This window comes from Shewanella youngdeokensis (assembly GCF_033180165.1).
In the GTDB taxonomy this organism is placed as follows: domain Bacteria; phylum Pseudomonadota; class Gammaproteobacteria; order Enterobacterales; family Shewanellaceae; genus Shewanella; species Shewanella youngdeokensis.
The window spans coordinates 2,789,885-2,814,904 of sequence record NZ_CP136522.1 but is presented as its reverse complement, the minus strand read 5'-3'; the positions used below and the strand labels follow the sequence as shown (position 1 = coordinate 2,814,904).

Genomic DNA, 25,020 nt, shown 5'->3' with positions numbered 1-25,020 from the left:
GATGTGCATGTAAGTCTTGTGTTGCAGTGTTTGTGCTTAACGTCAAATAGAGATTCAGCTTATGCTGTGCGCTAATTAATTTAAGCAGATATTTATGATGCTTAATATGCATTTTTGAGCTCATCATTACCTACAACAGGGCACAATCTGAATTGATAGTAAATATTGTAAATGAAAATCGTTATCAATTAAAGTGGTTGATGTTATAACCTATGCTGTCGTTTATCAGATCAGCTATATGGGTTTTGGTTAGCGTCAACCAAGGTCAGCAGTAATCTTAATTCAAACTCAAGCTGATGGTAGTCGCCATCCATATGGCAGCAAAGTTGGTAGAAAGCTTTGTTGTGCTCTTTTTCTTTAAGGTGTGCCAGCTCATGAACTACCACCATTCTCAGTAGGCCTTCAGGGACTTTTTTTAGGCGTGAAGAGATACGAATTTCATTTTTAGCTTTTATTTTAGCGCCTTGCTTACGAGCCACGTATGAGTGCAGGCCCAATGCTTGATGCTTTAGTGAAATTTTGTCGTCAAAAATAACTTTGGCCAAAGGTTGCGACTTACGCAAATATTGGTTTTTAATTGCAATGGTGTAGTCATAAAGCGCTTTATCTGTGCGTACAGAATGAATTTTTGGGTGTCTTTTTAGTAAAAACTCGCCCAGTTTTCCTTGCGCTAATAAAGTGAGGACTTGCTGTTGGATTTCGGCTTGATAGCCATTTAGGTAGGGCAGTGTTTGCATAGTTTACTTAACTTGACAGCGTCACTAGGGCCGATAATCCATGCCGCCTTATTGCTGTTAACCGTGATGAAAAGCAGCATTGAATGGCAGAGGAATAACGTCCCTAGTTTGACTCTTTAAATGACTACTCGCCTTCTACTTTGAAGATAGTCAGATTGTGAGATGCATAAGCCGCTTCAAAGGCATTTTTTTGGAAACGCTTAAGGCCAAGGCCTTCAAAGTCAACTTGTGGTGGGTTACGTTTTAGCTGTGCTTTAATGGTCACAGGCGAAACCATTGTTACTGGAAGGTCGAGCACTTGGATCGCCGCTTCAAGTTTAAAGCTTGTTACGCTACCAGCGCCTTTACCTTTTTGCTCACGCTCAATGATCACAACTTCATCAACACGGTAATCTTCTAACAGTTTACTAAATGCAAAATGAAAATCACGGATCGTTTCAGTTTTCGCTGAATTTGAAATGGTGAATGATTTCTGACGGCAATCAGGCACATTATAGGTTTCGCCTTCATAACTTAATAAACTGATGATGGCTTCGCCACCTTTTAACTCTACGCCACAAACTCTCATGATAAACCTTAGCAAATAACAATATTGCGCATATTGTAGCGTTATTTCGCTCACTGGTCAGTGTTTAGCACTAGCAAATTTAAATATATTTATTTTTGTTGTACGAGATTTCAGCAAATTATATTTATACATAGGTTTGAAACTGCTAACGATGATAACGCTGTGTTGGCTATGTACACCGTGGCTCTATTCGTTAATGTAGTGGTACATTAGGTTTGGCTTATATGCTGTTGCGATAGGGCTAAGTTCAGTAGGCAATTTACTATGGTTTACAGCACTGAAGTTGTTACACGAACATATATTCCATGGCTTACAACAAGCTGGCTATAAAATTTATCCAATAAAAAACCGCGGTGCTAACTGAGTTATCACCGCGGTTGCGATTAAAGTTGTTACTTAGTCTTCTGGAGTGTCTTGTAACTTAGACTTAGGCTTTCTAAGCATGGGCGCATCACCAATATCTACACCGGTTGCAAAGCGTCTGTCGCGGTTAGCAGAGGCTTTCGCAGCTGACTTTCTCTTGGCGACTACGGCTTTTTTCTTGGCTGTTGATTTAGTTTTCGCTTTGGTCTTAGGCTTCGCTTTAAGGCCGGTAAATTTACCTTTTAAACCTTCAAGTTCACTAAAACTAAATTGCTTATTCAAGAAGCTTTGTACTTGAGTAAAGTTAACCCAATCTTTAGGGCCAACCAGCGACACTGCGTCACCTTTAGCACCTGCACGACCGGTACGGCCGATACGGTGGACATATTCTTCAGCAAACTTTGGCATATCAAAGTTGATCACCAACGATACATTAAGCAAGTCAAGTCCACGTGAGGCAACGTCTGTAGTGACGAGTACCTGCTGTAAACCGCGGCTAAATTCATCCATGATTTGATTACGGGCTGATTGCTTTAAATCACCACTGAGTGATGCGGTTTTAAAGCCATCATCAGCCAGTTTTTTAGCCAAACGGTCAGTATCTTGTCTGGTTGCGGTAAAAATGATGATTTGTTTTTGTTGTTCGTCTTTCAAAATGCGTGTTAACAGAGCTTCTTTATGATCTAGGTGATCACAAAGGAAGATACGTTGAGTAATGTCTTTATGTTCTAAGTTACCCGCACCAATAGACACATGCTCAGGTGACTTTAACAGTTCGACTGCAATTTCGTTGACATCGCCATGATCAAGCGTGGCTGAAAACATTAATGTTTGGCGACGTTTATGATCAGCTGCTTGGTTTATCTGTTTTAATTGCTCTGCAAAGCCTAAATCAAGCATGCGGTCAGCTTCATCTAAGATCAGTAGTTCTAACCCATTAAGGTGAATATGGTGCTGCTTTAAATGGTCAGCTAAACGGCCTGGAGTGGCCACGACAAAGTGTGGGTCTCGAGACAATGCTTTTGCTTGGTCGTTAAAGTTCTCACCACCCAAAATTTTAGTGGCTTTATATTGAGTATTTGCAACCAGTAAGCGTAGTTGGCTATAAACCTGAGTCGCAAGCTCCCGAGTCGGTAGTAAAATGACCACTCGTGGATCACGCTTGCTCAATGCTCTACACGAAATCATCCTTTGCATTGCAGGTAACAAGAACGCCAAGGTTTTGCCTGAACCTGTTTTAGATGATGCCATTAAGTCTTTGCCAGCTTGGGCAATAGGGATGGCTTGTTCCTGGATCTCAGTTGGGGTGTCTATCCCCATGTGCTTTAATGTTTGTAAAAGACGTTGATCCAGTGAAAAATCGGTGAATTGCAAAGGTGAACTCCTTAAATAATCTGACCGAGTATTATAGCCTAGATAGTTACAGGAGGGCTATGATTAGCCCTTAACTTTATCGTAAAGCAACTGATATGCTCTTATGTACTCGGATATCACAACATACTGTTCACAAAAATAGCCTGATAGAATAAAATTGTTTTAAATGTTGGCGTGTCCTGTTTTTACATTTGCAGTGGTAACTATCCTCATTAGTCTTGGCGTTATTATTGCGCTGTTACATCGCGATGGCGGTAAACTCATTTTAGATATATTTATTAGTAATAGGAGTTAAATGCGTGGCGGAGAAAAATAACTCAGTTCGAATTGGACTCGCACTCGGTAGCGGCGCAGCAAAAGGTTGGGCGCATATTGGTGTGTTAAATGGTCTTGCAAAAATGGGCATTTACCCAGACAAAGTTGCAGGTTGCTCAGTCGGTGGGCTTGTCGGTGCGGCCTATGCCAATGACCAATTAGAAGAGTTAGAGAAGTGGGTTTTGAGCTTTAGTAGTTGGGATGTACTTGGGTTGATGGATCTTAGTTGGCGTAAAGGTGGAATTATCGGCGGCGAGAAGGTTTTTGATGTGTTGCAACAAAAAATGGGCGATATGCAAATCGATGAATTGAAAAAGCCCTTTGCCACAGTAGCTACCGATCTCTATTCAGGCCAAGAAGTATGGTTTACTGAAGGCGATTTACGACATGCGGTAAGAGCTTCATGTTCGATGCCTGGTATTTTACCGCCGGTTAAAGTGGGTAACCGCTGGCTGGTGGACGGTGCCGTAGTTAATCCTGTGCCTGTGTCATTGAGTCGTGCTATGGATGTCGATATTGTTATTGCAGTTGATTTACACGGGATCCGCCGTGGACGCATGCAAATGCCTCCTGTAAATATGAAGAGTAACAAGCCGACGACGCAAGAAGTGGTTGAGGCCGAAAAGCAACAAGAGCTAGGCTTTACTGATCTACTTGCGCGTGGCAAAGACTATATTACCGGGTTAACAGAAAAATTCTCTTTGGGATCTAAGCCCAGTGATGAAAGTAAACCCAACCCTGGAATGTTGGCGGTGATGTCGCAATCAATGGACATTTTAGAGCAGCGGCATAAGCGATCTAGATTAATGGGCGATCCGCCAGATATTTGCATCGTGCCAGATCTAGGTGACATTGGCACGATGGAGTTTCACCGAGCAGAAGAAGCCATAGCCGCAGGCGAAGCCGCAGTAGAGCAAGTGGCACATCTTATTGAAGCTGTGCTAGCTACGAGCGCGTAAAAAGCTTTACGCCACATCATTGGGCGGTAGTTGATTAGCCAATCTACTATCGCCTTAGTTGCAAGACTACACCTATATAAGTAAACAGCATTGCCCGCATTATTCACATCCCAATATTTCGATTGATACATTGAGTGCATGTACCTAATCTCGGTCAACTGTTATAAATGTCAAAATCGGCAGCGAGCATTTAACTCCATAGCGTGCACACTTGATTAACGACAACATATAACAAGATATAGCGCGCACCTTTGCATGAAGCAGTTAGGCTTCGACTTTTTCTTTTTGTATTAAAAGTAAGCGGTTAGTTATTTTTAGCTTATAACGGCACGTTTCCTGCTATTTGAGGAGATTACTTAATTGTGCCGAACTTTTGACGATGAACTCTCTCAGTAGTATAAATTCCCCTATAAATACAGCTAGCAATAGCGCTGGAGTGCTGGCTGACACTTATGGTGCGGCAGGAAACCAAGTTGGTGTTGAGCGTCATGCTGGGGTAGGTCAAAACGGCAATGCTGCATCAGCGTCATTAAATCAATCCTTAAGCCAAGACGATAAAGGTTTAGTATTATCGGGGCGTGCAGCTCGAGCGCAAAAAATTGAGGCGCTGGCGAATGATTTTTTTAAAGAGAGTGATTTTAACACGGCTCAATTTCCTAAGTTGATCCAGCGTTTTTATCAAGATGAGATCTTGTCTGACGAGCAACTCAACCGCTTAAGTAGTAGTGGTTTTGACGTGCCTTCTGCACAGGCACAGCCTCTAACACACTTTATTGAGCAGCAACGACTAACGTTATCTAACAGTGAACAGGACAGAGATCTCGCTGCCACGTTCGATGAAGCGTCGTGGGTTATGAGCAATATGGATTTAATACAGTCGCCAGTGGTGGCCCAAAAAGCGAACCGAGTGGCGAGTGAGATGACAAAAGTATTAGATTCTGACAAGGAACTAACCGAGCTGCAGCAAAACCAATATCAAGGTATTAAATCTCTTATGCAGTTGTCTTCGATGACCGGCGAGCATCAGCATGCCACTGGGCAGTTAAATAGTTATTTGGCGTTGGCCAAACAGCACTAGTTAATCAGAGTGTTTCATTTTGAAGCACAGAGAATATTTAGCCCTCATCCATCACCAACTGACCTATAAATCAACACAATAAATACAGCGAAATTGCTTAATCTTTCGGTTTTATGACAGTGTTGATCCTATTGCATCAGTCACAACAGTTAGTTAGGACTGTCGCATGATATGGCAATGATATTTATCCACACTTTATCCCGATTCTATACCTTCTCTAGCTGGCTTAAAGCTTGTCGTCAAGAGCATAATATAAGATAAGTGTGATCAGACGCACTTATTTTTTCTTATTGACTACGTTGTTTGAAACTTTGATCTAGATCAAAGTATCGAGCGGCTTTTTATAGCCTAATGCGCAACATATTGTGATTTAGATTCAAGTCGACACTATATGTAGTGTTAATTGTAAATGATGTAAAGAGGACTTAAACAATGCCAGTGGTTATTAAGCGCGATGGTTACCGAACGCCTTTCGACGCAACAAGGATCAGAGATGCAGTGATAGCAGCTGCTAACTCTGCAGGTATTAAAGACATCGAATACGCAGAAAAAGTGGCGCAATTAGCAGCTGATTCAGTGTCTGAATTAGAAGAAGTTAACATTCATGCTCTGCAGGATGCCGTAGAGAATTTGTTGATGGAAGGTCCTTATAAATCGCTGGCGCGAGTCTATATTGAATATCGTCATGATCGTGATATTAAGCGCGAAGTAAGTAGCAGACTTAATAAAGAGATCCGTGGCTTAGTTGAGCAAAGCAATGCCGCTTTACTTAATGAAAATGCCAACAAAGATTCTAAAGTTATTCCAACTCAACGTGACTTATTAGCCGGTATCGTGGCTAAGCACTATGCTAAATGCCACATTTTGCCAAAAGATGTTGTTGCTGCACATGAGTCTGGCGAAATTCATTACCATGATCTAGATTACGCACCTTTCTTCCCGATGTTCAATTGCATGTTAATTGATCTACGTGGCATGTTGACCGAAGGCTTTAAAATGGGCAACGCCGAGATTGAAACTCCTAAGTCAATCTCGACAGCAACCGCGGTTACTGCACAAATTATTGCACAAGTGGCTAGCCATATTTATGGCGGTACCACCATCAACCGTATTGATGAAGTACTTGCACCATTTGTGGCAAAAAGCTTCGACAAGCACTACCAAGTTGGTTTGACTTGGGGTATTAAAGACGCAAAAGCGTTTGCAACAGCGTTAACTGAAAAAGAATGTCATGATGCATTCCAATCGCTTGAGTATGAAGTTAATACTTTGCATACCGCCAATGGTCAAACACCGTTTGTGACTTTTGGTTTTGGTTTGGGAACATCTTGGGAATCACGCTTAATTCAAGATTCTATGATGAAAGTACGTATTGCTGGTTTAGGCAAAAACCGTAAAACAGCGGTATTTCCTAAGTTAGTTTTTGCTATTCGTGACGGCATTAACCACAAGGTTGGTGATTGTAACTACGACATTAAGCAACTTGCGCTTAAGTGTGCCACAACACGTATGTACCCAGATATTCTTAACTACGAACAAGTAGAAAAAGTGACAGGGTCATTTAAAACCCCAATGGGTTGCCGTAGCTTCCTTGGTACCTTTGAAGAAAACGGAGAGCTGGTTCATGAAGGGCGTAATAACCTTGGTGTAGTTAGCTTAAACTTACCTCGTGTTGCGCTTGAAGCGAACGGCGACGAAGCTGAGTTTTACCGTATTTTGGATGAGCGTCTTGTTATTGCTCGTAAAGCACTAGACACACGTATTGAACGTTTAGAAGGTGTTAAAGCACGTGTTGCGCCGATCTTGTATATGGAAGGCGCATGTGGCGTTCGTTTACGCGCCGATGACGACGTGTCAGAAATCTTTAAAAATGGCCGAGCGTCAATTTCACTTGGTTACATTGGTTTGCATGAAACAATCAATGCCCTTTACGGCACTGAAACGCATCTATACGACAACGCACAACTACGTGAAAAAGCAATTGAGGTCATTAAGTACCTTAAAGCCGCTACAGACAGCTGGAAAGCAGAGTCGGGTTATGGCTTTAGTCTTTACAGTACACCAAGTGAAAACTTGTGTAGCCGTTTCTGTAGCCTCGATACTAAAACTTTTGGTGTTGTTGAAGGTGTCACTGCAAAAGGTTACTACACTAATAGTTTCCATTTAGATGTTGAAAAGCAAGTTAACCCATACGACAAGATTGATTTTGAATTGCCGTACCCTGAAATCGCAAATGGTGGTTTTATCTGTTACGGCGAGTTTCCTAACATGCAACAAAATATGGAAGCGTTAGAAAACGTATGGGATTACAGCTATTCAAGAGTGCCATATTACGGAACTAACACCCCAATTGATGAATGCTACGATTGTGGCTATACCGGCGAGTTTAGTTGTACAAGTAAAGGGTTTACTTGTCCTAAATGTGGTAACCATGAGCCAAGTCGAGTGTCAGTTACCCGACGTGTATGTGGTTACTTAGGCAGCCCAGATGCAAGACCGTTTAACTACGGTAAGCAAGAAGAAGTGAAGCGCCGAGTCAAACACCTTTAACTTATAGTTTAGGTCAGTCATTATCGCTAAAAGGTGCTCTAAACAGCACCTTTTTTGTTATTTAGGAAGAGTTTAATATGCATTATCATCAATACTATCAAACCGATGTCATCAATGGTCCTGGCACACGTGCCACACTATTTGTTTCTGGTTGTGAGCATCAATGTCGTGGTTGTTATAACCAGTCGACTTGGAATCCGTGCTCAGGGCACTTGTTTGATGATGCAATGGTGCAAACCATTATTGATGATCTAAATGACACGCGTATTAAAAGACGTGGGCTGTCACTGTCTGGTGGCGACCCGTTATTTCCGGGTAACCTAAGTGCGATACTTGCGCTGGTTAAGCGCGTAAAAACAGACTGTCCAGGCAAAGATATATGGTTGTGGACGGGTTACACGTTAGACCAACTGTCAGTTGAACAACAAGAAGTTGTGGATCTGGTTAATGTGGTTGTTGACGGTAAATTTGAGCAGGCACTTGCTGATCCAAGTTTGCTTTTTAGAGGCAGTAGTAATCAAGTAATTCACTATCTTAGATAAGCTAGAGATAAAGCTAGTTAATATTGGGCTATATGCTGTTATAATGGAATAATAATGACAAACAGCATCAATATTTTATTGGAACTGTTTTTGGTTCTAGATATGTTATTTAGATTTGAATTTAAGGTTTGTAAATGAATTTAAAGCAGGAGCTGCAGACGCTCAACGATAAGCTCGATAAGTTTCGTCGTAAGTTAGCAGCAGCTGAAAAGCGCGATGACCCAGGGGTTATCATCCAATTTAAACGTGAAATTGCCACTTTAACGAAGCGAATTGCTAACGTTAAAAATCAGCAAAATCGCGAGTTAAGTAAAGAAGGTTCATCGGTTAAAGAACTTAAGTTTAGCCGTGTACTGACTAAAGCTGAACAAGCAGACATGGGCAAACTTAAAAAGTCTGTTAAAGGGCTAGTTGTTGTTCATCCAATGACGGCATTAGGCCGTGAAATGGGCATTAAACAAGTTACCGGCTTTGCAGCGAAAGAATTTTAATCAGTTGACTGCTCAGGTATCCATTTAGTGAGCAACTTCATGGTTAAGTTTTGTCACGCAGCTTATGCTGCGTGCTTGTTTTAGATAACGTGTTAGCACTTTATATTAGCGTTCACACTTATTACGTCGTTCTGAAATCAATTTCGTATCCCATTATTTCTTTATCAGATTTCAGCAGTCTCAGAAATGAGAGTAGTCGTTAAGGTTTTATCATGTCGATTAAATTTATCGCGTCTTCAAAATTGCCAACACCTTGGGGTGTCTTTGAAATGCATGGCTTTGAAGATAGCGAGACAGGTAAAGAGCATGTTGCGCTTACATTAGGCGCATTTGATGCCAATAGTCCCATTTTAGGTCGTATTCATTCCGAGTGTTTAACGGGAGATGCGCTTTTTAGTTTACGTTGTGACTGTGGTTTTCAGTTACAAACAGCGATGCAAAATATTGCTGAAGCAGGTCAAGGCTTTATTCTCTATTTACGCCAAGAGGGCCGTGGTATTGGCTTGCTTAATAAAATTCGCGCTTATGAATTACAAGATGAAGGCGCCAATACCGTGGAAGCAAATGAGCGTCTAGGTTTTGCTGCTGATCTGCGTAAATATGACATGATTATTCCAATGATGGAGCAAATTGGTGTCAGCAAGGTTAGGCTTATGACCAACAATCCGCGTAAAGTCAAAGCCATGCAAAGCTTTGGTCTAGAGGTCGTTGAACGTGTACCACTTCAAGTGGGTAAAAATAGATACAACGAAGACTACCTCAAGACCAAGTCGACAGAACTCGGGCATATGATGTCGGAGCATCATTTTACCGAGTCGTCTAAAGGCTAAGCTATATTAGCCGTAGATTTTATACTGTTATACCGCTATATTCGGGGCCATTAATTAACGAGCAGCTAAGATACGTTTAATTTATGGCCTTTTTGCGTTACTTTTCAATTTCACTCATCTTATTATCCTTCTGTGCGACTGCAGAAACGGATTATCATCATTATGCGTTTGCCAATTATTTAGGCAGTGGTGTATATCGAACAGAAGGGCAGAATGCAACCGTAGTTAATATTCCACTGAGTTTTGATTTGCACCGCACCGAAACAGAGTCTGTTGTTTTACATACGCCGTTATCACTGGGTTTTGTCGATTTTACTTGGCGTGATATCCCAGATGGAGATCTACCTACAAGTGTTGGTACAGCTACGCTCACACCAGGGGTAGAATATCGAGTTCAAACATCGAGTACCCATGAGTTCCAGGCCTATACTGATTTAGGTGTTGGGGCTAATTCAACCAATGGGCATAATGTGCTTATATACTCCGCTGGTATGTCGAGTTTACTTGAGCTCGATTTTGAGCAGAGCAAACCGGTTTGGGTTAACCGAGTTTTTTTTGCTGGCTACAATAGCTTTGATGACGCCGCAAAAGAGACTTATTCAGCGGTGCAGTCTGGCTTTGATGTTGGCACTAATTATCACTTTCAGGTAGCGGATGTAGGGGTTGAACCGCGATTATTTGTCGTAGGTTATTGGTATTTCGATAAACTAAGATTTGTGACCCCTTTTAATGAAGATGTAATGATTAAAAACAGTCTTGAAGCTGGGGTGACGTTTGCTTTTTCGAGATCTTTAGGCTGGGAGCTGTTTAATATTAGCCATTTGGGATTAAGCTACCGTGCAGGTGATGGTATTCAGGCGTGGCGATTAATTTTTGATTTTCCTATCTAACATTAGTGTACTTTAAAGGCTTAACAATTTAGCTTGTTAAGCCTTTATTGTCGCAGATTAGCGGCCCCAGATATCCGCATTAATCTGAGTGTCATTATCTGGCTGTTTACGCGATTTTTCTGCCAATTTATTACTTGCTGCTCGAAGGGTTTTATCACTGGCTTGATAGCCGTCTTCCCTTGGTTTTCTTGCTGGCAAAGGTAATTTATTCATTTTAAGGTACAGGTATTCAACTTTTTCTCGCGCCCAAAGCGTTTTTCGCAGAAACCGCAGGCTCGATTTGATGCTTGGATCATGTTTGAAGCAGCGCACATTAATGCGTTCTCCAAGCTCTTCCCAGCCATAATGCTCAACGAGATCAGTAAGTAAAGCTTCTAGCTTAATACCGTGTAACGGGTTATTTGCTTGTGTCATGATTATGTTCATTGCAGATACTATTAAGATAATTATATCAGTTAAATTGCAAAATATCAGTTCAATACAAAGCAATCAAAATCACGCCAGCTGAGCTGATCGTAAAAGGCATTTACGGCTAAACCTGCCGCTAGAAATGCTTCTATTACCTTTGGTGCTCTTACGTGAAACATGCAGCATAGATTAGTTAGTTCGATAATTGATTTAACTGGATAGAATATAGATCAGGCTGTAATGCAAGCAGGTTGGTGCGGCTGTACAAGAAGAGGTAATCAAAAGATACTGGAAAGGCTTTAAAGTGCTAGTAATTAGCGCTTTAAAGCCAATAACTGCTAAAAAGTTATTTATGCATTAAATTTGCGGCGTAAGCCTGACAAAACCAATAACACAAGCAGTGAGCCACCGAGTGCGCCACCTTCATGGTATGAGTTTAATTTTTTATAACCACCACCATTATAGGTGTTAGTGTAACCATCTTCTATCAGCGACTTTTGGGCTTTGCTACTGCGTTTACCACTTTTACAATAAACCACAATGGAGGCATCTTTAGCGATGTTTTTACTCATGAAAGCAGCTGAGATCTCCGCGAATGGAATATTGATTGCATTTGCCAAATGGCCTTGAGCAAATTCTTCGGCGGTACGGACGTCGACAACGAGAGCACCGGCATCTATTTTTTCCCACGCGACTTTGGCATTTTTTTCAGCGGCAAAAGCGGTATTAGAAGTGATAAGCACTAAAGCGCTCATAACTAGGCAGGTAACGGCGGTCGTTGTTTTCGCAAGCTTGTTAAAAAAGTGACTCATTGAGGTTCCTCAATATGGTTAATATTTCATGTGTGTTGATAATGTTTAAAGCAATAAAGGGTACGAGTGTTAGATAAATCGAGCGAATTAACCTTATCGGTCCTAAGTTAAAGCTTAACTTATGGCAACATACTATTAATAAATTTCGCGCAATTATAAGGCTTTTGATATTCGCCTGCTCTGTGCTAGATCACGCAAATAGATAAAGTTGTGATATTGCTACTGAGATGGTTTTTTTTGCGGTAAAACTGTGGCGATATTTAACAATTATAGCTTTCTGTGTAGAACAATAGTTTGGCAACAGCCTACATATATTAAGCAGGCTGTTGCTTTGATTACACTTAGCGCCTATTTTTCATTACCGCAAAATATAAAACCGGTATCACAACCAAAGTGAGTAGGGTGGAGACCAAAATGCCAAAAATAAGGCTAATGGCCAGTCCATTAAATATTGGGTCATCTAATATAAACAGCGCGCCAATCATGGCCGCTAATGCCGTTAACATTATAGGTTTAGCACGGACAGCGCCCGATTGAATCACCGCTTGCTGGAACGGCACGCCTGCCGCGGTTTGTTGATGAATAAAGTCCACCAACAAAATTGAGTTTCGAACAATGATCCCGGCGAGTGCTATCATACCTATCATCGATGTCGCAGTGAATTGGGCACCAAGTAATGCGTGACCAGGCATGACGCCAATAAGTGTGAGTGGAATAGGAGCCATGATAATTAACGGTACAATGTATGACTTAAATTGTGCGACCACTAACAGGTAGATGGCGATCATCCCCACAGCGTAAGCAATGCCCATATCTCTGAAGGTTTCATAAGTTATTTTCCATTCTCCGTCCCATAAGATGGCAACGCTGTCTGATCCTGTTGGTTGCTCTGTATAGTGTTGTTTGTAACCTAGCCCAGCACTTGCATTGATTTGGTTGACCATATCAAACATGCCATATAGAGGGCTGTCTAAAGGGCCTGCCATATCGGCGACCACCATGATCATTGGGATCTGGTTTTTATGGATAATTGGCGCCTCAATAATGCCTTTGTTTATGTGTAATACCTCAGACATCACAATGGCTTGGCCTTGTTGATTATTCAATGAAAGGTTTAAAACTTGTTCTAAGTTAAACTTGTCAGCTTCATTCAGCTGCAGCCGAATAGGTAGCGGCTTGTGCTGGTTTGGCATATGCAAATAACTGGCGTCTTTACCGCCAATACTCGTGGTAACTAAATCGACAATTTGACTGTATTGCAAACCGAGTAAATGGGCTTTACTACGGTCAATGGTAACCTGCCATTTTGCTTGGTTAGCGGGTAAGTAGATATCAATATCAACCACATCATTGGTGTGATGGAATAGCGCTTCAATTTTGGTGGCGGCTTGTTGACGCAAGGCTTCACTGGGAGCATACACCTCAGCCAAAATAGGAGACCACACTGGCGGGCCAGGTGGCACTTCAACGAGCTTAACGTTGGCGTTAAACTGCTTTGCTATTTGTTGTAAGGGTTCTCTAAGTGCAATGGCAATGCTGTGGCTGTCACGGTCTCGATGATGCTTGTCTACGAGGTTTACTTGAATGTCACCTTGGGCTGGAGTTTGACGTTCAAAATAGTGCCTGACTAAACCGTTAAAATTAATCGGTGCGCTAGTACCTGCGTACAGTTGATAGTTTTTGACCTCTGCAACTTGATTAAGACGTAAAGCTAACGCTTTGAGTGTTCGTTGAGTGTGCTCTACTGGCGTACCTTCAGGTAGATCTACAATGATTTGAAACTCCGACTTATTGTCAAAAGGTAGCATTTTAAGCACCACTAACTTGCCCATCGGTAACGCCAGTGCCATTGCAATTAGCACTGCAATAAAAGCGGCCAACCCCATTCGTGCTTTGCGGGCATGTTTACTGGTGACAAACGGGCCAATTAGGGCCGTAAATAGCCTGTGCATAAACCCATGAGTTGTTATTGATGCATTAGCGGTATTAACATCTGCAGTGTTTGGAGTATGCGACTTATGCTTAAGTAATTTACGGCTAAGCCAAGGTGTAACCATAAACGCAACCGCTAACGAAATTAGCATGCCCATGCTGGCATTAATTGGAATAGGGCTCATGTAGGGGCCCATCAAGCCTGATACAAATGCCATTGGTAACAACGCCGCAATGACAGTAAAAGTGGCTAAAATGGTCGGACTGCCCACTTCATTTACAGCAACTGGGATCAGCTGTGTAAAACTTTTTTTGCCCATCGCCATATGGCGATGAATGTTCTCAACTACCACAATGGCGTCATCGACTAAGATCCCGATTGAGAAAATCAGCGCAAACAAGGAAATTCGATTTAAAGTAAAGCCCCATGCCCAAGATGCAAACAAAGTTAACGCGAGCGTGATGACTATGGCAATTCCAACGACAATCGCTTCGCGCCAGCCCATGGTGAGCAGCACCAAAACAACGACGGCAGTGGTGGCAAACAGCAGTTTTACTATTAAGGTATTGGCTTTATCGCCTGCGGTTTCGCCATAGTTGCGTGAAACCGTAATATTAACCCCTTTGGGTAGCAAAACATTGTCGAGCGAGCCGATACGACTCAAAATCGAATCTGCAATATTAACGGCATTAACCCCAGGCTGTTTACCAATTGCTATGGTGACCGCTGGGTAAATGTGCTGTTTATCACCATGCCAAGCTGTTTGAGTTGCAATATCGGCTTTTAGCGTAACGTCGGCAACGTCGGCTAAAAAAATGGGCGCAGCTTGATGTTCGGCGTCTTCTTTAATGGCGATGACTAGCTGTTTTACATCTGCAATGGACGATAGGAATTGCCCGGTTTGAACTTTTATCTCTAGGTTTTGCTGGATTAATGAAACCGCAGGCGATACTTGGTTATTACTGATTAATGCCGTATTGATGTCATCATATGACACGCCATAATGCGACATCTTTGCCGGATCTATCCGCACATTAAGCACTTGTGGTTGTCCGCCAACAGAGTCAATCTGGCGCGTACCAGGTATACGCTTTAATTCGGCTTCTAAATCATTAGCAATATGGGTGAGTTGCTCGGCGGAGACGGTTAAATCAGTTGACCATAACGTTAAGCTCACTATAGGTACATCATCAATACCTCGGGGTTTGATGATGGGCTCACCAACTCCTGCGCCGCGAGGCAATTTATCTAAATTGGCATAAATTTGATTGTAGAGCTTTACGATAGCGTCATTACGTGCAACTCCCACTTCAAAGATCACAATAAACTGGGCACCATCAGGCTGTGAAAATGAATACAGGGTATCGATGCCGGTTAACTCTGCGATAATTTGCTCTGTCGGTAATGTGACTAGGCTTTCAACTTCGGCAGGCGATGCGCCAACAAACGGAATATACACGTCGGCAAAGGTGACATCAATTTGCGGTTCTTCCTCTTTTGGGGTCACGATGACAGCAAACAACCCGAGTAATAGGGCGAGTAAGGCTAATAATGGTGTAATGGCATTAAGCTGAAAAGCGGCGGCAATACGGCCAGAAATACTCAAATTTGCGTTATATGATGATTTATCTGTCACTGCAGTTACCCTCTTTGCTTGTTTTGCTTCAACTGCAATAAGGTTTGGTCAGCCTCAACTGCAATGACATCGCCGTCGGATAATCCGGCTAAAATTTCAATTTGGTCTCCTTGTTTTTTCCCTACTCGTACTTGGGTTAATAACCATTGGTTATATTGTTTTAAATACACTGCATTTAACTCATTGGCGCTAATAAGTGCTGACTGGGGAATAAAGAGAGTTTCGCGTTGACCACTGACAAACTGCGCTTTGATCAGGCTACCAGGCTGAAGGTCGGTAGAGTTAGGCAAGGTTATCCAGACTTTATAGCTACGACGGATGCTATCAACAAAGCGGAATATGTTGATTTCATCACTCGCCAATTGCATACCATTGGCTAAGCTGAGTTTAAACTTTGGCTGATGCGCTAAAGCATCAATGTAGCGCTGGGGGACATAAGCCACCGCTCGCATATTTGTTAATGAGTAGCCAGAGTAGAGCGCTTGGCCAGGGCTTACAGTCTCGCCTTGCTGCACATGCCTTTGTGTTACCACTCCTGCAAACGGTGCACTAACCACCGTATAGTTTAGTGATTCGGTTGCTTGTGTTATCCCAGCTTTTGCCGCGTGCATAGCTTGTTGAGTGGACTTTGCATATGCCCGCGCTTCGTCCATCAAACCTGCGGCAATGGCACCTTGTGGAAATAGAGTGTTATAGCGCTGTAATGTGGCTTGAGCTTCAATATTAAGTGCATTGGCTTTAGCGTAATCGGCCTGCGCTGCGGCTAATGCTGCGCCTTGTTCTTTACTGGTGATCTCTAATAACGGCGCATCTTTAGCAACAACATCGTTGACATCGTAATTGATTTTTATAATGCGCCCAGAGGTTTGTGCTGACACCGTCGCCGCTTTGCTTGGTTCGATAACCGCATCGAGGGTAACCCAATTGGGGTAGGTTTTGTGCGCAACCGTTAGAGTTGATGCTTTTGGGGCAGTGGGGTGTACATTAGCTGAGCTTGAAAATGCGATGCAAGATAGTAAGAACAATAAAAGGGTTACTTTAGGTGAAGTGTCAGTCGCCATCGTTTAATTACCTGAAAAACATTCATGCAATTATTCTAATGGATGTGTGTTTGTGGCGCAATCATTATTCATTAGAAAAATACGATGGATATAGGTTTAGTAAAATGAGCTATGTGAATATGTAAACTTACACTAGAGCATCACCATTATGGTTTATCCGCAATTACGCGACATACCATGGTTTTATTGTTGGATTTGAAGCTAAAAAAGATCAAAAAAGCCGCATTAATGCGGCTTTTTTAATATTAGGCAACAGAAGGATTAGAACTTGTAGTTATACTGAATCGAGTAGTAAGTTGCATTCGAAAGCGTTGTCGCATGTACAGTACCAAGGTCATCGCCTAGTGTCGGCATTTGTTGGCCGATAGCATCTAACACTGCGCTATGCTCGGTTAACTGTGTTTCTTCACCTCTAACAAAGGCGATACCAAAGTCGATACTGGTTTGGTTTGACACATCATAAGTTGCACCAAATGTGTACCATTGACGGTCCGAATCTGGGATCGAAATAGAGCTTACTTCGCCAACTACGCCTTGATCAAACATGTAACCGGCACGTAATGTCCAGTCTTCATTGAGTGTATATGTGCCACCAACACTGAATAACCATGAGTCATCCCAGGCATATTGCTTAAGTTGTGCTTCATCTGGATCGGTAACGGTGATTTCATGGAAGTCACCCCAAGTAGTAAGCTGAGCGGTGTAATGTAATGCAAACGTGTCAGTTAGCTGGTGGAAACCGGCAACCTGGAAAATATCAGGAATAGGAATGACAATCTCTTCATACTCAATCCCGTTAAAGTTGACTGTACCGTCAGCTGTAAACTCTGGGCTAAAGCGGTAGCTTAAACCAAAACGATGATCGGCATTTATTTCATACACTGCACCAACGATACCACCAAAGGCAATACCATTGGCATCAACATCAACAAGATCAACAGGCACATATGAACCATCAGTGCCTAAAGGCAACTCGCCTGAACGCGTGAGTGTGCCTAATCCGTAAATGATATCCACGCCAGCCCCAACACTGAAGTGCTCATTAATGCGGTAAGAGGCACTAAGGTTAAAGTCGATGGTAGTAACTTCTGTTTCACCTAGTAAGTCAAAAGGTGATGGTATTTGCGCTGCACCATCTAAAATAGTTTTAGGTTGTGAAAGCTCGCCAGTGTCGGTACCAGTACCGAAGTTACTGAATACACCAACACCATAAGCAAACTTGTCATTGATTGGACTGACGTAAAAGAAGTTAGGAATAATTTTAGCTTCAGCAGCATCAGGCACGTGACCATAATGAATGTCGCCAATATTAGAGTTGGTGTACACATCGCGAACTTCAACGTCTAAATCAGCGTATGTTAAACCCATTGATAATTGTTTTTCGTCAAACAATGCCATTGCTGCAGGGTTACGAGACAACACTGAGGCATTGTCTGCAATAACGGCTTCACCAGCGAAAGCGCGGCCAATACCTGTTGCTGATTGGCTGTTAAGCTGAAAGCCTGAAGCCATTGTTTGTGTGCTAACTAAAGCAACTGATACTGCAATAAGAGTCTTGTTGAAATACTTCATTATTTTCATCTCTTGTTTTGGTCTTACTTATTTTATTGCTAATTATGTTTTAGCGGTAAGATCCAATTAATAATCCACTGCATAGTAGGGAGGTTAAGGGGCGCGTACAACTCCGACCAGTGATAATAAAATGTTAATTATTAGATGATTAATTGTTGTAGCTAGTTTGGTGGGGTGTCATTTTTGTCGCTTGAAATCAAATAATCTATGTAGCAAAGGGACTTGAGTAGAGGTTTAGTTTTCACTAATGGTGAACTGTATGTAACATTTAGATATATGGAGGCTGAATTTGGCATATAAAAAAAGCGTACACCTGTACGCTTTTTTTTATTTGTAACTTTAGCCGACGCTATAGTTTGGCTTCAAAATCACTAAACTGTTGTTTAACAATAGCTGAAGGTGCTTGTAATTTGCTCACTAGTACACCTACAAAGGTCGCTAATAGGAACCCAGGCACGATTTCATAGAGGTCAAAAATACCACCGGTTAGTTGTTTCCATACGACTACGGTTACCGCACCTACAACAATTGTTGCCACCGCACCATTACGGCTGTAATTACGCCAGAACAGCGACAAAATAACCACAGGCCCAAATGCTGCCCCAAAGCCTGCCCAAGCGTAGCTTACAAGCCCCAATACACTGCTTTCTGGGTTTAAAGCTACAATACCTGCAATTACGGCAATGGCAATAACGCCGAGACGGCCCACTAACATCAGCTCTTTACTTTCAGCTTGTGGGCGTAACCATTTACGGTAAAAATCTTCTGTTATCACACTTGAGCAAACCAGTAGCTGCGAATCAATAGTACTCATAATGGCAGATAGAATTGCGGCAATCAGAATCCCACCAATCCACGGGTTAAAAGCAGCGTGTGCTAAGTGGATAAACACCGTCTCTGGATTGTCTAGCGGGTTGGTAGCAAAAAACAGTGAGCCTGCAATACCTGTAGCCAATGCACCGATTAGTGCAATTAACATCCAGCTCATAGCGATGCGGCGTGAAATTGCTATATCGTTAGGAGAGTTAATTGCCATAAAGCGTGACAAAATATGTGGCTGACCGAAATAACCCAGCCCCCATGCTAGTAAAGAAACAAACCCAATAATAGTTGTGTCTTCATTAAAGAACTCTAGCATGGCAGGATCCAGTGCTTCGAACCCTTGCTGTGTTTCCGGCTGGCTGAAAATAGCCATAGGGACGATTAAAAGGGCCACTAACATTAAGCACCCTTGAAAAAAGTCTGTCCAGCTAACGGCAAAGAAACCACCAACAAAGGTGTAAGATACAATAATTGTCGAACCAATGATTAATGCCAGTGTGTAATCAAGGCCAAATACTTTTTCGAAAAGTATTGCGCCACCCACCATGCCTGAAGAAGCATAAAAGGTAAAAAAGACTAATATGGTGACAGCTGAGACGACTTTTAAAACGCCTTTATTGTCTTCGAAACGTTTTTCGAAAAAGTCAGGTAACGTAAGGGCGTTATCGGCCAGTTCAGTGTAAACACGTAAACGTTTAGCCACAAAAAGCCAGTTTAGCCAAGCACCAAATACGAGTCCAAAACCAATCCACGCTTCACCTAAGCCGCCTAGATATACTGCTCCGGGGAGCCCTAGAAGTAACCATCCTGACATGTCAGAGGCACCAACACTGAGTGCCGTGACTGCGGGGCCCATGCCTCTTCCGCCTAATATATAGTCGTCAACAGAATCCGTTGCCTTGTAAGCCCAAAGGCCAATTCCCATCATCATGGCTAAGTAGCCGACGAAGGTAATTAAAATTGGTAATTCAATGGTCATAATTTAAATATGCTTCATTCATTTCTAGTTGTAGAACTATGCTAACATATTTGAATAGATTAAGTGCATGTTATTGAAATGTAATATATGTCAGGCGTGTGCCGCCGTTGATTCTAAGTGGTTAAATAAATGCTTGCTCTATCTGGTTTCTAGCGTATGTGATGTCAGAATTTTGCTCACCAATCATTAACATGTAGGTGTTGTTGGTTTCAAATCCGATACCTTTATATAGCGTATCAGCAAAAGCTTCATCAAGTACCATACGATCTTCTAGAGGTACAATAAACACGGTGACTTTATCTTTTTTTCCTTGCATGACTAAGTGGAGACTTTTTACTCCCTGAAAGTCACAATAAGTGCTGTAATACACTTTTCCTGGCTGTTGGCTAAGCTTTACAGCCGCAGTTGTGTCAAGTGAAGCGAGCTGAAAGTTCACATCTTGGTATTGCACATTATTGTCTAGCAGCAGTGCTTTGTCTTCATGGTGGACATGCGCCAGTGCATGCTGACCTAAATCTACAGGGCCCATACGCATTAATGTAAAAGTCATCCCGGCTAAAAATGCAACCGAAGCCACCATCGCAAAAGCAAAACGTGTTTTACCTTGTCGCTGATGGTGCTGCTGTAGCTGCTGACGTAACAGCAGTTTGGCCGCAAAATCGCTTGGAACATTAATACTGAGTGCTTTTTCAATTTTGTTATCTAGGTTTTTGAGATCATATACAAAATCTTTTCTTTCTGCCGATTGCATTGTGGCATGAAGAAACTCTGGATCTCGGTTATTTGGCTCACCATAGGCTTGGCGGCGAAATGTCAGTTCATCCATTGGATTGACCTCTGATAGTCGTGTTTTCAAGTACATCTTTCAATTGGTTTCGAGCCCTGAATAAACGTGTCATCACGGTGTTTCGTTTTAATTCGAGTATGGTGGCGATTTCATCGCCACTAAAACCACCAATTACTTGCAGCAATAACGGTTCACGGTATTCGAGTTCCAACTTGGAAATTTGTCTTTGAATTAAGTGTTGCTCTGCATGCTCTTCAGTGCTTCCTGAAAAAGTATCTTCCAGAAATTCCTGTTCAACATCTGAATAATCAAACTGCTTGCGTTCAAAGCGCCGAGCATTCTCACGACGAAGAATCGTGATCAGCCAGGCTTTTGCTGCTTTTTCATCTTTTAATGAATCAAGCGAGCGCCAAGCACGCAGAAAAGTTTCTTGGGTGATATCTTCAGCGACATGTTTATCACCGCACAGCCAATAAGCGTAACGGTAAATATCGCTATTGAGTGCTCTGACAAGACTGTCGTATCGTATTTGTTTACTTAGCATGTCAGAAGAGACCGCAGAGCCAGACTTTTTATTTCGCCAACTATCAAACATTATAATTTTCTAACTGGATCAAATAATTTAAGTCTAACCCTGTTCCTCTTCGAATACCAATTACTGAAACAGGTTAAGTAAAATAATTACATTGTATTATTTTTAGCCGAACTAAATATGGTCTACTGCAGCCAATAAAGATGAAAATGGCGCTCAATTTAGAGCGCCATTATATGAAGGTCGGGTTTTGCTAAATCAGTCGGTACACATATGACTTAGCTCGGGTTAAGTGAATTAAGTGACAATGCATTGCGCTTTTTTTTGTCGACTTTAGCTGATAAAGCCAATTTGAGTAATTGGTTATAGTCAATTTTAATCTCGTTTGGACTATAAGCTGATTGTTGCAAGCTGGTGATTAGCTCTGCCAACACCGTTGAGGTATTACCAATATCTTGCAGCGACATCGGTTTTGCATACACCTGTGAGTAATAGGCAATCAGTGCATTAATAACCTTGGTCGGTACTTGCTCAGCACAGCTTTGTTTGAGTTGGCTGCGAGGGCTATTTGGGCGGTTTTTATCGCTACTTTCGCGCGAAGGTTTAACGCTAGATACAGATGGCTGTTTTTTAGCATTAAGCCAAAGCACAAGTGTTATTAACCATAACAGCGCAAAACCTGCGGTTAACCATGGCCAAAAACCAGCATTATTGGTAGTGCCTTCAGTGGGCGTTGGCATGATAACCGCAGCGGTTTGCTCGCCCGCAACCACAACTACAGTTCGCGCAGGTAAAGTGGCAAATTGTTGCTGTTTTAAGTGCGGGTTCCACCAAGGGATTTTTATTTTAGGTAGGGTGTAAGTTCCCGGTTTGGTTGCGACGATGGCGGTGGTCTGTACTAATTGCGACACCATTTGATTGTCACGTAAAATTGACTGTCTTTGGGCTTTTTCTGGGTAGGTTTTTAATTCCGGTGGCGTTGTTAAGGTGATTTCAGGCAAGCTGGTTTCATCAGTATTGGACGCCAGTAACGTGATGGTGCGTGTGATCGGGTCGCCCACTTTGTATTCAACAGGTGTTTCTGGCCAATCTTCTTTTAATAATACGAGGTCGGAGACAAGCCATTGACCGTGATATTCAACGGGTTCAGGGTTTATCAGTACCACAGATTTTGGTGCTTGAGACTGTGTGGGTCTGCTCTCATTAAATGAAAACATGCCGCCGTTGCGTTTAGATTGCATTAACACGTCACCAGAGAAGCTTGCGCCTTCAATGGTTAACTCGCCTGGTTGGTCGGCGATAATTGCGTAGGCGCGCTCAATCACTCGATAACGTTTACCGTTAACAATTTCATTGGTGTCTTTATCTTCGCCAAGTTGTTTAATTTGAGCACCGTCTAACACTGGGGCACTTAGTACACCTCGTTGTAATTCGAGCGCAAGGTATAGCTTAACTTTGTAGATCAGCATTTGCCCTACATAAGCTTCTGTTGAAGATAAACTTGAACGCATGAATATGTTTTGCATCTGCTGGGGTTGAGAGTCAGTACTGACCACCGACAGCTTGATTGGGCTCGAGAAAACACCGTTAATATTGAACGATGGAATAGTGATATCGCCCCTCGATTTTGGCGATAACAGCACTTGCCAACGTGTTTCATTACGGGCATTAAAGTTGACTATCTGCTTACTGCGGCTAATGCTGGTGCGGCCAACAATAAAATCATTAAGCAGTGGCGAGGTGTTTAAGTCACCACTGTTGAGATCATCATCTGCAATTACCGTTAAAACTAGCGATTCGCCTTCTATTACTGGGTTGCGGTCAACCGACGCTTGTAAGCTTGTTAATGCATAAGCGGGAGAGGCGCTCATTAAGGCGATAAATAAGAGAGTAAATAGTTGTCGAATTACCACTGTTGGTTTTCCTTCGAATTAATGCCTTGGCGGCGACGTTTCTGATATTCAAGTTGCATTTTATTTCGCAATAGCACTTGTGGGTCGTCAGCAATAGCCTTTAATGCCCGCTCCATTTCTGGTGGAAGCGGTTCATCTGTTGGGGCTACTGGCGCCATTGAACCTTGTGCTTCGTCCTCTTGCGGCTCGCTGTCTGGATCTGCTGACGATGGTTGATTTTGCTGGGCTTGCTCATTTTGCTCTTTAGACTCATCAGCTTCCATGGGCGCGTCATTACTCTTAGGTTGCTCGTTTGCTGCAGCTTGCTCTTCATTGCTGTCAGCGTCTTGAGGCTCTTGCTGCTCGCTAGAATCGCTATCAGAATTTTGGTCAGCGTTTTGCTCGTCAGACTGCTGTTGGTCTTGTTTATTTTTATCGCTGTTTGACTCAGAGTTGTCTTGTGACTGCTGGTCGTCCGATTGCGATTCATCTGATTGTTGCTGGTCGTCAGACTGCTGATCTTCTCCTTCACCATTCTGCTCTTGTTCTTGTTGCTGTTGCAATAATTTGGCTAGGGCTAAATTTTGCTCTGCGGCGCTCATGTCTGGCGCTTTCTCAAGTGCTTGCTGATAGCGTTTTTCGGCTTCTTCATATTGGCCTAGTTGCATTAGCGCATTGCCTTGGTTGTATAGGCCTGTTGCAGAGCTATCTTGCTCAAAACCTTTAAGTGCTTCATCAAATTGACCGGCTTTGTAACGTGCACTCGCTTGCCATTGAGGTTGCTTAAATTGCTCAGCGGCGGCGGCATAATCCTGTGCTTGGTAAGCTTGAGCGGCTTGCTGATCTTGTGTCTGCCATAAATCATCCCAAGTGTCAGCATAGGCTGGTTGCACGGGCTGCAGTATCATCAGTAACGCGCAAGCGCCTATCATTCCATGCCTAAAACTAAGTAATGCCGGCAGCAATAATAGCAGAGCAATGTAGCCTCCCAGATCACGCCAGACTTCACCCTCTAAGTCGCTGGCTTTGGTATCTTGAGAGCTGGCAAGCCATTGTGCCAGTTCAGTTAAGTCTTGCCCGTCAGCTCGGGTTTGAATTACGGTGCCGTTAGTTGCTGCTAACGACTGCAGCAGGCCATAATCGGTTTTAGCCACTACGACTTGATTGGCGTTGTCGCGCAGTAACTGGCCGTCGGGTAGCTGAATAGGCGAGCCTTGTTCGGTACCAAAAGCTAAAATGGCTAAGCGATAAGGACTACCTTTCAGTACAGCTTGAGCTTGGTTGAGCTGTGATGTGGTCACGCCGTCAGTAAACAGCACGATATCACCCTGAATGTGCCCGCCTTGGCTAAGTAAAGATTTTGCCTGCTTAAGGGCTGCTTCAATGTTGGAGCCTTTCACCGGCATAATATCGGGTGACAAGGTCGGCAGTAAATTCAGTAGCGTTGCTTTATCTCGGGTTAGCGGGCTGATGGTAAAAGCATCTCCTGCGTACGCAACTAACCCGGTTTCTCCCTCTGTTAGGTTCTGAATTAAATCAGTGGCGCGGTACTTGGACTGAGTTAACCGATTCGGTGACAGGTCATTGGCATACATCGATAACGACATATCCATAATGAGCACTCGGCCTTGGGCAGACTCATATACAGGTAGGGCGGTTTTTTCTAGCGCCGGGCCAGAAAGTGCCAACACGGCAACCAACCAGGTGAGCGTTAGATAAACCACATTATGGTTTTTTTTCTTTTGGGTTTGACCCAGTAAAACCGTGGCAAGGTGCGGGGCAATATAGTGATCCCAATTAGAACCTACCGTGTGATTTCTGGTAATAAACACTAACAGTATGCATAGGGGAATGAGGGCTAAAAACCACTCAGGACGTAAAAAATGCAT

The 25,020-nt window shown here is 42.7% G+C and carries 20 protein-coding genes; 7 read left to right on the top strand and 13 right to left on the bottom strand.

Annotated elements, in window-relative coordinates:
* Positions 1-230 precede the first annotated feature (230 nt).
* The 3 genes from RGE70_RS11975 to RGE70_RS11965 all read right to left on the bottom strand — a co-directional run bounded on the left by RGE70_RS11975 (position 231) and on the right by RGE70_RS11965 (position 3,042).
* The gene (locus RGE70_RS11975) at positions 231-737 is read right to left on the bottom strand and encodes a M48 metallopeptidase family protein (RefSeq protein ID WP_310471680.1); all 507 of its coding nucleotides are present in this window, start codon (positions 735-737) and stop codon (positions 231-233) included.
* Between the two features lie 124 nt (positions 738-861).
* Entirely contained in the window at positions 862-1,305 is a 444-nt protein-coding gene (locus tag RGE70_RS11970) for a DUF3010 family protein (protein WP_310471679.1), read from the bottom strand.
* Positions 1,306-1,701: 396 nt separating this feature from the next.
* Positions 1,702-3,042: a DEAD/DEAH box helicase gene (locus RGE70_RS11965; protein WP_310471678.1), complete on the bottom strand. Its 1,341-nt coding sequence runs from the start codon at positions 3,040-3,042 to the stop codon at positions 1,702-1,704.
* Between the two features lie 299 nt (positions 3,043-3,341).
* Between RGE70_RS11965 and rssA the strand changes: the two genes are divergently transcribed.
* The 7 genes from rssA to RGE70_RS11930 all read left to right on the top strand — a co-directional run bounded on the left by rssA (position 3,342) and on the right by RGE70_RS11930 (position 10,697).
* The gene (rssA, locus tag RGE70_RS11960) at positions 3,342-4,316 is read left to right on the top strand and encodes a patatin-like phospholipase RssA (RefSeq protein WP_310471677.1); all 975 of its coding nucleotides are present in this window, start codon (positions 3,342-3,344) and stop codon (positions 4,314-4,316) included.
* Between the two features lie 436 nt (positions 4,317-4,752).
* Complete coding sequence (locus tag RGE70_RS11955) at positions 4,753-5,394, top strand: hypothetical protein (protein WP_310471676.1); 642 nt, start codon at positions 4,753-4,755, stop codon at positions 5,392-5,394.
* A gap of 432 nt (positions 5,395-5,826) precedes the next feature.
* Positions 5,827-7,944 (top strand): anaerobic ribonucleoside-triphosphate reductase, encoded by a 2,118-nt coding sequence (nrdD, locus tag RGE70_RS11950; protein ID WP_310471675.1) that lies wholly within the window; start codon positions 5,827-5,829, stop codon positions 7,942-7,944.
* Between the two features lie 77 nt (positions 7,945-8,021).
* The gene (nrdG, locus tag RGE70_RS11945; RefSeq protein ID WP_310471674.1) at positions 8,022-8,486 is read left to right on the top strand and encodes an anaerobic ribonucleoside-triphosphate reductase-activating protein; all 465 of its coding nucleotides are present in this window, start codon (positions 8,022-8,024) and stop codon (positions 8,484-8,486) included.
* Between the two features lie 134 nt (positions 8,487-8,620).
* Positions 8,621-8,977, top strand: a complete 357-nt coding sequence (locus RGE70_RS11940; RefSeq protein ID WP_310471673.1) for a YibL family ribosome-associated protein — start codon at positions 8,621-8,623, stop codon at positions 8,975-8,977.
* Positions 8,978-9,189: 212 nt separating this feature from the next.
* The gene (ribA, locus tag RGE70_RS11935; protein WP_310471672.1) at positions 9,190-9,807 is read left to right on the top strand and encodes a GTP cyclohydrolase II; all 618 of its coding nucleotides are present in this window, start codon (positions 9,190-9,192) and stop codon (positions 9,805-9,807) included.
* Between the two features lie 83 nt (positions 9,808-9,890).
* Positions 9,891-10,697 carry a hypothetical protein gene (locus RGE70_RS11930; protein ID WP_310471671.1) on the top strand — a complete coding sequence of 269 codons (807 nt, stop codon included), beginning with the start codon at positions 9,891-9,893 and terminating at the stop codon, positions 10,695-10,697.
* A 57-nt stretch (positions 10,698-10,754) separates the two neighbouring features.
* Here the strand turns inward: RGE70_RS11930 and RGE70_RS11925 are convergent, their stop codons facing one another.
* The 10 genes from RGE70_RS11925 to RGE70_RS11880 all read right to left on the bottom strand — a co-directional run bounded on the left by RGE70_RS11925 (position 10,755) and on the right by RGE70_RS11880 (position 25,020).
* A complete protein-coding gene (locus RGE70_RS11925; protein WP_310471670.1) occupies positions 10,755-11,111 on the bottom strand; it encodes a VF530 family protein in 357 nt (118 codons plus the stop codon).
* Between the two features lie 344 nt (positions 11,112-11,455).
* Positions 11,456-11,917 carry a rhodanese-like domain-containing protein gene (locus RGE70_RS11920; RefSeq protein WP_310471669.1) on the bottom strand — a complete coding sequence of 154 codons (462 nt, stop codon included), beginning with the start codon at positions 11,915-11,917 and terminating at the stop codon, positions 11,456-11,458.
* A 341-nt stretch (positions 11,918-12,258) separates the two neighbouring features.
* Complete coding sequence (locus RGE70_RS11915; protein WP_310471668.1) at positions 12,259-15,486, bottom strand: efflux RND transporter permease subunit; 3,228 nt, start codon at positions 15,484-15,486, stop codon at positions 12,259-12,261.
* Positions 15,487-15,491: 5 nt separating this feature from the next.
* Positions 15,492-16,547, bottom strand: a complete 1,056-nt coding sequence (locus tag RGE70_RS11910; protein WP_310471667.1) for an efflux RND transporter periplasmic adaptor subunit — start codon at positions 16,545-16,547, stop codon at positions 15,492-15,494.
* A 261-nt stretch (positions 16,548-16,808) separates the two neighbouring features.
* Positions 16,809-18,119: an OmpP1/FadL family transporter gene (locus RGE70_RS11905; RefSeq protein ID WP_310471666.1), complete on the bottom strand. Its 1,311-nt coding sequence runs from the start codon at positions 18,117-18,119 to the stop codon at positions 16,809-16,811.
* Positions 18,120-18,468: 349 nt separating this feature from the next.
* Positions 18,469-19,920, bottom strand: coding sequence for a sodium/proline symporter PutP (gene putP / locus RGE70_RS11900; RefSeq protein ID WP_310471665.1), 1,452 nt, complete (start codon positions 19,918-19,920; stop codon positions 18,469-18,471).
* 121 nt (positions 19,921-20,041) lie between these two features.
* Positions 20,042-20,746, bottom strand: a complete 705-nt coding sequence (locus tag RGE70_RS11895) for a DUF3379 family protein (RefSeq protein ID WP_310471664.1) — start codon at positions 20,744-20,746, stop codon at positions 20,042-20,044.
* Complete coding sequence (locus RGE70_RS11890; protein WP_310471663.1) at positions 20,739-21,302, bottom strand: sigma-70 family RNA polymerase sigma factor; 564 nt, start codon at positions 21,300-21,302, stop codon at positions 20,739-20,741. The genes RGE70_RS11895 and RGE70_RS11890 overlap by 8 nt, the downstream gene beginning before the upstream one ends.
* 215 nt (positions 21,303-21,517) lie before the next feature.
* Positions 21,518-23,152, bottom strand: coding sequence for a BatD family protein (locus tag RGE70_RS11885; RefSeq protein WP_310471662.1), 1,635 nt, complete (start codon positions 23,150-23,152; stop codon positions 21,518-21,520).
* Complete coding sequence (locus tag RGE70_RS11880; RefSeq protein WP_310471661.1) at positions 23,146-25,020, bottom strand: VWA domain-containing protein; 1,875 nt, start codon at positions 25,018-25,020, stop codon at positions 23,146-23,148. Before RGE70_RS11880 ends, RGE70_RS11885 begins: the two co-directional genes overlap by 7 nt.